We start from the raw sequence: 10086 nt of genomic DNA on the forward strand, positions 1-10086 counted from the left end.
GGGGGGGGGCGCCCCCGGGCGGCCCGGGGGGGGCCCCCGTACGAGGGCCACTGCGGGAAGGAGGCCCGCAGCGGGATCTCGCGGGCTGAACGGGTGGTGATGCCGCCGGAGCCGCCGGGGAGCAGGACGCTCTTCTTGCCGCTGTCGGAGATCAGCAGATCGGCGTCGCCGTCGCGGTCGAGGTCGCGCAGGCGCACGTCCTGGCCGAATCGGGCGTCCTTCGCGGCGCTGCCGGGGATGCCCGAGGTCTGGCGGGTGAACCACTGGGAGCCGGTGCCGGTGAGGCCCTTCTTCCCGCCGCGCAGGATGTGCACGCCGCCGGCCGAGGCGGCGGTGCCGACCTTCTCGCCGGGGACGCTGACGGCGAGGTCCGGGTAGCCGTCGCGGTTGGTGTCGCCCGCCGAGACCTTCAGGCCGAAGTTGTCGCCCGGGGTGACGCCGGTGGCGATGCCTTCGGTGGCCTGGCTGATGTGGCGCGTGGAGACGGGGCCCTTCGCGCCGCCGCGCAGCACGGCGAGGGAGCCCGCGTCGCCGTCGCGGCGAAGGTCGCCGACGGCGAGGTCGCCGTAGCCGTCCTTGTCGAAGTCGGCGATGACCCCGTCGGCGTCGTAGAAGTCGGAGTCGTGGTTGTACGTGGTCAGGGCGCCGGGTGTGATCGTGGAGCCGCCGCGGAGGAACCAGGCGGCCTGGGTGTGGTCGTTGACGAAGCCGTCGCCGAGCACATACAGATCGGTGGCCTTGTCCTTGTCGACCTTTCCGGCGACGAGCTTGGTCGGCTCGATGAAGTCGTGCCCGTTCGAGGGCGAGTGCCGGGTGATCTTCCCGGTGCCGCCGGACTTGGAGAATCCGCCCCGGTAGATGTAGGTGGTGATGTTGTCGGCGACCGCCAGGTCGGCCTTGCCGTCGCCGGTGAAGTCGCCTGCGGCGAGGGAGGTGCCGAGCCGCTCGGGGGTGTAGCCCTTGAGGACGGGCAGGCGGGCGGCGGCGGAGCCGAGGCCGGACTTGGCGCCCCACACGATGGTGACCGCGCCCTGCTCGGAGGCGTTGCCCACCCGCTCGGTGCGGTCGCCCACGGCAAGGTCGGCGTATCCGTCGCCGTTGAAGTCGGCGGAGGTGAGCGTCGCGCCGAAGGCGTCGCGGTATCCGTCGGTGTCGCCTGCCTTGCCGGGGATGCCGGGGCTGTCCTGGGTGAACTTCTTGGTCTTGGTGCCGGGGCCCTTGGCGGTCCCGTAGGTGACGGTGAACGAGCCCCACGTGCCGGTGGCGAAGTCCCGGTGGCCGTCGCCGTTGTAGTCGTCGACGTGTTTGGCGGGGGCGGCGGCCGCCGCTCCCGTCGATACATGGAGCAGGCCGCCGGTCAGCGCGGCGGCGGCTGCCGTCGCGATGACGAGACGGAGGTTCTTCCGCATGGACATGCGCGTCTCCTGCTGCGTACGGGGCCCGGCGCGGGCCCGCGATGGTCTGGTCGCCCGTCCGGGCAGGGCCGCGTGGGGGTGGCGGGCCGGGGCGGCCGGCGCGGTTCGCGCCGGTCCGGCCGGGGTGGTGCCGTGGCTTTCAGGGACGGATACAGGGAAGACACATCGGGGGCGGCAACAGTTGTACGGAATTCAGAATTTCTCTCGAACGATTTCGGGGCGGTGCCGGAGGGGGACACGGTGGCCGAGATGTTCACTGTGCGGCGGCGGCTCCGGGCGTAGGGTGATGCGCCGGTCGGCCGTGCCCGGGGACGGGAGGCCATGGCCACTCGCTCCGTCGGGAGAACGCACTGTGCCACGCGAAGCCGTAGAGATCTCCCCCCTCCCCTCCGGCGGGCGGCGCGCCGTGCGGCGCGGTCTGCTGTGTCTGGCGTTCGCGGGCGCCACCTGGGGAACCACCGGGGCCGCCGTCGATGTCGTCTACCGCTCCAGCGACCTCGGTCCGGTCGCCGTCTCCTTCTGGCGCTATGTCGGCGGTCTGGCGCTGCTGCTCGGCGCGGTCGCGCTGCGTCCGGCCCGCGCGCCGGGCGGGTTACGGCGCAGGGGCACCGGGCGGCGGAGACCGGCGCTGCTGCTGGGGACCGGCCTCGGGCTGGCCGTGTTCCAGACCGCGTACTTCGGGGCGGTGAAGGAGACCGGACTCGCCGTCGGCACCATCGTCACACTGGGGGCCGGTCCGGTGTTCACGGCCGTCGGCGGCCGGCTGTTCCTGGCCGAGCGGATCGGGCGGGCCGGGGTGGTGGCGGTCTGCGGGGCGCTGGGCGGTCTCGCGGTGCTGGTGCTGGGCAATCAGAGGGGTGCGGTCGATCCCCTGGGGGTGGGGTTCGCGCTGCTGTCCGCCGCCGGGTACGCGGTGGCCACCCTGCTGGCCCGGTGGACCGGGCGGCACGGCGGCGGTGAGGACCCGTACACCCTGACGATGTGGTCGTTCGGGATCGGCGCGGCGGTGCTGCTGCCCCTCGCCTGGGCGGAGGGCATCCTGCCGCACTCCGGCGAGCCGGGGCGGGTGCTGCTGCTCATGCTGTACGTCGCGGCCGTCACCACCGCGCTCGCCTATCCCCTGTACTTCGTGGGGGTGGCGGCGGTGCGGGCGGCGACGGCCTCGGTGGTGATGCTGATCGAGCCGGTCAGCGCGGCGCTGCTCGCGGTGACGCTGCTGGACGAGCGGCTCACAGCGGCGACGGTGGCGGGCACGGCGCTGCTGCTGTCGGCGGTGGCGGGGCTCGCCGTGGCGGAGTCGCGGGTGGCCCGGGCCGCACCGGTCCCGCCCTAGGGGGTGCCTTCGAAGCGGCGGGACCGGGCGTCAGGTCCACCAGATCAGCTCTCCCCGGTCGTTCAGGGCGGTGAAACAGGTCAGCAGCAGCCGTCGGCCGGGGCCGGTGGAGTCGCCGGCGGGGTCGCCGCCCAGTACGGCGTGGGCGAGGTTTCCGTTGATCACGCACAGGTCGCCGGTCCCGACCGGGACGGTCAGGGCGGGATGCTCCTCCAACAGCCGGGGCGGATAGGGGAAGCCGCTGTGGGAGAGGCCGAGCCGGGCGCGGGAGCGGTCGTCGGGCTCGACGTTCCACAGTTTGATCTGCCCCGTCCCGGCAGGCACCTGGGGGTAGACGTTGACCGCCATCACCCGGCGCAGCCGCTGGATCTCGAATCCGCGCTGTGCGGGGTCGCCGAGCTGGGCGAGATCGTCGTGGGGCATCAGTTGGAAGGGGCCGGTCCTGTTCCAGCAGACGGCCTTGGAGTCTCCCGCCGCGCGCCCGCCGTGCCGGGCGGCGCGTGCCCCCCGTACCCCGCCCGGGCCGGTGAGCGCCGTGCGGAACGCGGACACCGGGTCGGCGGTCCCCCGGTAGAGGCCGCGTACGGCCTCGGCGGAGTCGGCCGCCTCGGTCAGATAGGCGTCGGTGGTCTTCTCGATGTGGGACGCGCCGACGAGATATCCCTCGACGCCGTCCTCGCCCTCTCCGTACCGGGGGTTTCGGCCGGTGGAGGCCCAGAAGTTCGCGACGATCCGGCGGCAGTCGCCGGCCGGTACGAAGCCGCTGACCAGGCAGGCGGCCAGTTCGCCCCGGAGCACCTTCAGCACGGCGGGGACGTCGGGCTCGCCGCCGGTGGTGCGGTGGACCCGGAAGCCGCCGGGCGGCAGGGCCCTGCCGGTGATCTGCGCCCCGCCCGTCACGGGGTGCCTCCGGCGCTCGCGCCCCGGTGGTGGAGATGCGGTCGGCGGCGGTGCAGAAAGCCGAGCACGGCGGGGACGGGGCTGACGATCCGGGGCCGGGCGTCCAGCAGCGCCCGGTGCCGTTCCCGTACGGCGGGCAGGCCCGACCAGTGGGTCGCGGGGCTGAGGTGGTGTTCCTGGTGGTAGCCGTCGTTGAAGGCGAGCAGGTTGTACAGGCGTCCGTAGTGGCTGACGGAGTCGGCGGCGCGGTCGGCGGGGTCGGCCCCGTAGTGCCGGTAGTAGTTCTGGACGTTGACCACCGTCAGCGCGGTGAAGAAGGCGGGGAGGTAGCAGAACAGGGTCCACTGCCAGGAGACCGCCGCGAACAGGGCGAGTGAGAGACAGTGGGCGGCGCGGTCCGCGCGGACCTGGCGCAGCTCCCTCGTACGGCGCGGCTCCCTGCGGGAGACCAGGGGGAGCAGTGCGGTCTCCCGCTCCCCCACCCGCCAGAGCCGGGTCACGTACAGGGATTCCCGGGCCCGGTCCGCGAGCGAGTCGAGCGCCCCGCCGAGCGCGTAGGGCAGGAGGGGGGTGTGCTCGCCGTCCACGCCGTCGCGGTAGGTGGAGGAGGTGTCGCGGGTGGTGCCGTCGGGTCCCTTGGCATCGTTGTTGAACCGGTGGTGGTTGCGTACATGGGTGAGGTGGTAGGTCTGCACCGACTGGCCGATGTTGGCCGAATTGAGCACCGAGACGAGGGCGTTGAGCCGGTGGGAGGTGAACCAGGGCACATGGGTGAACAGATGGGAGACGACGATGATGTTGTACGCCGTCATCGCGGTCAGCAGGACGAAGGCGGCCGACCTCCCGGCGGTGTGGGCGGTGTCCCAGCCCTCGGCGAGCAGGATCGTGACGGCGAACTGGGCGACGCTGAACGCCAGCAGGAGGGCGTCCCTGGGGGTGTGTCTCCACAGCGGCGCTGTCGGTGTGTCCGGCATCAGAAGTACGCCTCCAGCGTGCCGCGGCGGCGTACGTCCAGGGTGGCGCAGTGGAACGAGCCGCCGAAGCTGTTGAAGTTGCGGAAGTCGCAGGGGATCGGGGAGAAGCCGAACTTCTTCAGGGCCGTGATCATCGGTTCGTCCTGGCGCTCCACGATGACGCGCTCCTCGTCCAGCATCAGGATGTTCATGTTGATCCATTTGCTGGTCATGTACAGCGGATGGGTGTCGGGGATCACCGGCCGGGGGGCGGGCATGACGTCCCAGCCGTCGAAGAGCCTGGGCACCTCGGGCACCCGGTCGGGGTGGATGAGCAGCTTCCCCGGGGCCATCGGGACGAGGGTCGCGTCGATGTGCATGGGGTGCGCGTCACGGAACTCGAAGACATGGACGCGGTAGGCGTCGCCGAGGTGCCGGCGGAGCCACTCGATGCCGAATTCATTGGTGACATTGCTCTTCTGGGCGATGATGTCGCGCCCGCAGCGGGTGAAGTCGGCGGCGTCGAAGGTCGGTTCGAACTCGGTGACGACGAGCCGCTGCGGCCCGTCCTCGCCGGGGTCGGTCCACTCCTGGTCGTACTGGACGTCCTTCAGCTCCGGTTTGGGGCCCGCGCTCCATTTCGCCCCGCCCCGGAAGTACTCCTTGAGCAGCGGCCGGTAGGCGAGGGACTCGAAGTAGCGTGAGCGCCAGGCCATCGGGCACTCGATGATGTCGTCGCCGATGACGAGCAGCGCGTCCCGGGGCATCGCCGCGTACATGCCGGTGCTGGTCCAGTCCCAGGTGCTGTAGGGCTCGCGCTGGGGCAGCGGCTCGGGGCGGCGCACCGTCACGCCCTCGCTCCGCAGGATGCGGACGAATCCTTCGAGTTCGCGCTGTGCGGCGGCGACGCGCTCCGGCGGGAAGGGGCTGCCCGCGTGGCGGCGGAAGGTCTCGTGCTGGTCCGGCGGGAGCACCGGGGGAAGGGCCGGGTGCCAGGGTGGGAAGCTCGCGCCGTCGACGATGCCGACGATCACCTCTTCCAGGGGGTCCCATTCGGTGTAGGAGCACACTGGGCTCTTGGACCGGGGGGCCGGGAGGGTGCCGCCGGGAGTGTCGGCGGCGGGTGCGTCGGTTCTCACAACCGGTCTCCTCGCGCTGCGGTCGTCGGGGTTCCGGACCGTCGCGGGGAAACGCCGCCCTGGATCGAACGGCCCGGCGGCCCGGATGTCGGAAGAACGTGCCCATCCGGCGGTGGGCCAATCGGCGGACGGGCGCAGCGTCCGCGATTTGGCCCGAAAGACTGCCCCGGCGGGCAGCCCCTGAGTACGGGAACGGGCCCCCGGCGGGTGCCGGGGGCCCGTTCTCGTACGAGGGGAGTGCGGCTCAGCCGGGGACGCCGGTGCGCTCCGCCTCCGGGCGCTCGAACTGGGTGCGGTAAAGCTCCTCGTACCGGCCTTCGGCGGCGAGCAGTTCGGTGTGGGTTCCGCGTTCGACGACCCTGCCGTCCTCGACGACGAGGATGAGGTCGGCGGCGCGTACGGTCGACAGCCGGTGGGCGATGACCACGGCGGTCCGGCCCTCCAGCGCCTCGCCCAGGGCTTCTCGGACTTCTGCCTCGGAGGTGGAGTCGAGGTGGGCGGTCGCCTCGTCGAGGATGACGACCCGCTGGCGGGCCAGCAGCAGCCGGGCGATGGTGAGCCGCTGGCGCTCGCCGCCGGAGAGCCGGTAGCCGCGCTCGCCGACGACGGTGTCGAGGCCTTCGGGCAGTGCGGCGATCAGTGTGTCGAGGCGGGAGCGGCGCAGTGCGTCCCAGAGGTCTTCCTCGGTGGCGTCGGGCCTGGCGAGCAGCAGATTGGCGCGGACCGACTCATGGAAGAGGTGGCCGTCCTGGGTGACCATGCCGAGGGTCTCGCGGATCGATTCGGCGCTCAGGTCGCGGACGTCGATGCCGCCCAGCCGTACCGAGCCCGTGTCGGCGTCGTACAGCCGGGGCAGGAGCTGCGCGATGGTGGACTTGCCCGCACCGGAGGAGCCGACGAGGGCGACCATCCGGCCGGGCTCGGCCCGGAAGGAGATGCCGTTCAGTACGGTCGTGCCGCCGCGTGAGTCGAGGGCCGCGACGTCTTCGAGGGAGGCGAGGGAGACCTTGTCGGCGGTGGGGTAGGCGAAGGAGACTCCTTCGAACTCCACCGAGACCGGCCCGTCCGGTACTCGCCGCGCGTCCGGCTTCTCGGCGATCAGCGGCTTCAGGTCGAGGATCTCGAAGACCCGCTCGAAGCTCACCAGGGCGCTCATCACCTCGACGCGGGCACCGGCCAGCGCGGTCAGCGGGGCGTAGAGGCGGGTGAGGAGCAGGGCGAGGGCGACGACGGCTCCGGCTTCGAGGCCGCCGTTCCGGGCGAAGTGGCCGCCGAGTCCGTAGACCAGGGCGAGTGCCAGCGCCGAGACGAGGGTAAGCGCGGTGATGAAGGCGGACTGGGCCATGGCGGTGCGGACGCCGATGTCACGCACCCGGCGGGCGCGGGCGGCGAATTCGGCGGACTCGTCGGCGGGCCGCCCGAAGAGCTTGACGAGGGTCGCGCCGGGGGCGGAGAAGCGCTCGGTCATCTGGGTGCCCATGGCGGCGTCGTGGTGGGCCGCCTCGCGCTGCATCGCGGCCATACGGGATCCCATCCGGCGGGCGGGGACGACGAACACGGGCAGCAGGGCGAGGGCGAGGAGGGTGATCTGCCAGGAGATGCCGAGCATCACGACGAGGGTGAGCAGCAGGGTGACGAGGTTGGAGACCACGCCGGAGAGGGTGTTGCTGAAGGCCCGCTGGGCTCCGAGCACATCGTTGTTGAGCCTGCTGACGAGCGCCCCGGTGCGGGTGCGGGTGAAGAAGGCGACCGGCATGCGCTGGACATGGTCGAAGACCGAGGTGCGGAGATCGAGGATCAGCCCCTCGCCGAGGGTCGCCGACAGCCAGCGGGTGAGCAGTCCGAGAGCCGCCTCGGCGACGGCGATGACGGCGATGAGCAGCGCGAGCCGGGTGACGGCGCCCGGGTCCCCGCCCCGGACGATCGCGTTGACGATCTTGCCTGCGAGTACCGGGGTGGCGACCGCGAGGAGCGCGGTGACGGTGCTGAGCAGCAGAAAGCGGTTGAGCTGCCGGCGGTGCGGGCGGGCGAAGGAGGCGATCCGGCGCAGTGTGGCCCGTGAGAAGGGCCGCCGGTCCTGCTGGGCGTTCATCGCGCTGTGCAGCGACGACCACGCGGTGACTTCCATGTCCATGAGAGTGCCTCCCGAGAGTGTGTGACAGAACGCTAAAACCCCAACCAAACTTGAGGTCAACGGCGGAGGGGAGGGCTCTCCCGGCCCTCCCCCGTCAAGAAGTCCCCCTCGGCCATGAACCGGCCCTTTCGGACGGTTCGTCTGGTGAGCGAGTGATCGGGGGTACGAGAGGGGCAGGATCCGCCCACTCGACGAATCCAGGGAGCGGACATGAACCTTCGCGGCATGAACCACCTCAAGACACTGGCGGCGGCCGCACTCCTCATCGCGGCGGCGTCCGCCCCCGCGGCCACGGCGGCGGAGGCCGACCGCCCGGGTCCCCGGAGCACCCCGCAGATCTGGGTCAACCAGAACTCGGGCAAGTGTCTGGAGATCTACGGCAGCGGCACGGCCGACGGCGTGGGCGCCTTCCAGTGGGACTGCAACGGCGGATCCAACCAGCTGTGGCTGAACACCAGGGGCGGCGCGCTGACCGAGATAAGAAACGTCAACTCCAACAAGTGCATAGAGGTTCGCGGCGGCGGCCTGGGCAACGGGGTCGGCGTCGCGCAGCGGGAGTGCAGCGGAGTCGACTGGCAGAAGTGGCGAATCAACCCCAACGGCGACGGCACCTGGACCATCACCAACCACAACTCGGGCAAGTGCCTGGAGATCTACGGAGGAGGGAAGGGGAACGGGGTGGGCGCCTTCCAGTGGGACTGCAACGGGAAGGGCCACCAGAAGTGGTGGTAGCTCTCCGGCAACGCCCCTCGTAAGGGGCCGCCTTCCCCCCGGCGTCCGCGACGGGACCGTCGCGCTGGGGAGTGCCTTCGAAGTGGCGTCGTCCTCCCGTAGGGAGGGTCTGGCGGGGTCTGGTCTCCCCCTGGGCTCCGCCCGGGGGTGCCCCCAGATCGCAAGGCGGAGGATGGGGGCACCTCCCGGGCGAAGCCCAGGGGGCCGTAGGCGACTGACGACAACGCGGCGTGGGGGTCCCTCCCGGGCCGCCAGGCCCAGGGGGAGTGCGTGCCAGACCCCGCCAGGCAGACGAAACTTTGAAGACACGGACTAGGCTCCCCGCCATCCGAGTGATCGTGGAGGGCCGCCGCCGTGCCGATGCTGAACTGCGCCGTACTGGACGACTACCAGGGCGTCGCCCGTGATCTGGCCGACTGGCCGAGGCTGGGGCCCGGGGTGGAGGTCTCCTTCCTCTCCGGCCACTTCGGGTCTCAGGACGCGCTCGTCGACGCCGTCGGTCACTGCGAGATCGTGGTGGCGATGCGGGAGCGCACCCCTTTCCCCGCAGAACTCTTCGCCCGGCTGCCCCGGCTGCGTCTGCTGATCACCTCCGGGATGCGCAACGCCGCCATCGACCTGGCGGCGGCTGCCCGCCACGGGGTCACCGTCTGCGGGACCGCCAGCAGCCCCGAGCCGCCGGCCGAGCTGACCTGGGCGCTGATCCTGGGGCTCGCCCGCCATCTGGTGACCGAGAACAACGCGCTGCGCGCGGGCGGCCCCTGGCAGCAGACACTGGGGACCGATCTCCACGGGCGGCGGCTCGGGCTGCTGGGCCTGGGGAAGATCGGCCGCCAGATGGCCAGGATCGGCGGGGCCTTCGGGATGGAGGTGGCGGCGTGGAGCTCCAACCTGACCCCGGAGCGGGCCGCCGAGTCCGGGGCGATCGCCCTGGGGTCCAAGGAGGAGCTGCTGGAGAGCAGTGACTTCGTCTCGGTGCATCTGGTGCTGGGCCCCCGGACCCGAGGGCTCATCGGGGAGGCGGAGCTGCGGCGGATGCGCCCGACCGCGTATCTGGTCAACACCTCACGGGCGGCGATCGTCGACCAGGACGCGCTGCTCAGGGCCCTGCGTGAGGGATGGATCGCGGGGGCGGGGGCGGATGTCTTCGAGACCGAGCCGCTGGCCCCGGCTGATCCGCTGCGCTCGGCGCCCAACTTCCTGGGCCTGCCGCATCTGGGGTATGTGACCCGGCGCAATTACGAGGGCTACTTCGGGCAGGCCGTCGAGGACATCGAGGCGTACCTCGCCGGGGACCCGGTACGCGTCCTGGGGTGACCCGACCCCTGTCCGACCCATGAACCGGCGGGACGGCTCACGCCCCCGCCCGAACACATCCACCTGGCCGTGGGGCCGGGGGGGCCCCCCGGGGGGCACCCCCGCCCCCCGGGGGTTCCCCAGGGTAAACAACCAGGGAAAATGTTCCGGTGGCCCCCCGCCC

The 10086-nt window shown here is 71.9% G+C and carries 8 protein-coding genes; 3 read left to right on the forward strand and 5 right to left on the reverse strand.

From position 1 onward, the window contains the following. Positions 1-1415 (reverse strand): FG-GAP and VCBS repeat-containing protein (locus tag IE247_RS34050; protein ID WP_194681016.1); only part of this gene is annotated, 1415 nt, incomplete at its 3' end. 352 nt (positions 1416-1767) lie between these two features. Between IE247_RS34050 and IE247_RS11445 the strand changes: the two genes are divergently transcribed. Continuing rightward, positions 1768-2748, forward strand: a complete 981-nt coding sequence (locus tag IE247_RS11445) for a DMT family transporter (RefSeq protein WP_229869055.1) — start codon at positions 1768-1770, stop codon at positions 2746-2748. 30 nt (positions 2749-2778) lie between these two features. Here the strand turns inward: IE247_RS11445 and IE247_RS11450 are convergent, their stop codons facing one another. From IE247_RS11450 to IE247_RS11465, 4 genes are all read right to left on the reverse strand, one after another. Further along, entirely contained in the window at positions 2779-3648 is an 870-nt protein-coding gene (locus IE247_RS11450; RefSeq protein ID WP_190122911.1) for a hypothetical protein, read from the reverse strand. Further along, on the reverse strand, positions 3645-4622 hold the full coding sequence (locus tag IE247_RS11455; protein ID WP_190122912.1) for a fatty acid desaturase family protein: 978 nt from the start codon (positions 4620-4622) through the stop codon (positions 3645-3647). Before IE247_RS11455 ends, IE247_RS11450 begins: the two co-directional genes overlap by 4 nt. Continuing rightward, a complete protein-coding gene (locus IE247_RS11460) occupies positions 4622-5740 on the reverse strand; it encodes an amidinotransferase (protein ID WP_268247189.1) in 1119 nt (372 codons plus the stop codon). Before IE247_RS11460 ends, IE247_RS11455 begins: the two co-directional genes overlap by 1 nt. 244 nt (positions 5741-5984) lie before the next feature. Then, positions 5985-7874 (reverse strand): ABC transporter ATP-binding protein, encoded by a 1890-nt coding sequence (locus tag IE247_RS11465; protein ID WP_190122913.1) that lies wholly within the window; start codon positions 7872-7874, stop codon positions 5985-5987. Between the two features lie 225 nt (positions 7875-8099). Here IE247_RS11465 and IE247_RS11470 point away from each other — a divergent pair, with 225 nt between their 5' ends. Together IE247_RS11470 and IE247_RS11475 are read left to right on the forward strand one after the other, a co-directional pair. Then, positions 8100-8606: an RICIN domain-containing protein gene (locus IE247_RS11470; protein WP_190122914.1), complete on the forward strand. Its 507-nt coding sequence runs from the start codon at positions 8100-8102 to the stop codon at positions 8604-8606. Between the two features lie 360 nt (positions 8607-8966). Further along, positions 8967-9923 (forward strand): D-2-hydroxyacid dehydrogenase family protein, encoded by a 957-nt coding sequence (locus tag IE247_RS11475; protein WP_190123120.1) that lies wholly within the window; start codon positions 8967-8969, stop codon positions 9921-9923. The last annotated feature ends 163 nt before the right edge of the window (positions 9924-10086 follow it).

The sequence above is a fragment of the Streptomyces inusitatus genome, from assembly GCF_014651115.1.
GTDB lineage: Bacteria > Actinomycetota > Actinomycetes > Streptomycetales > Streptomycetaceae > Streptomyces > Streptomyces amakusaensis.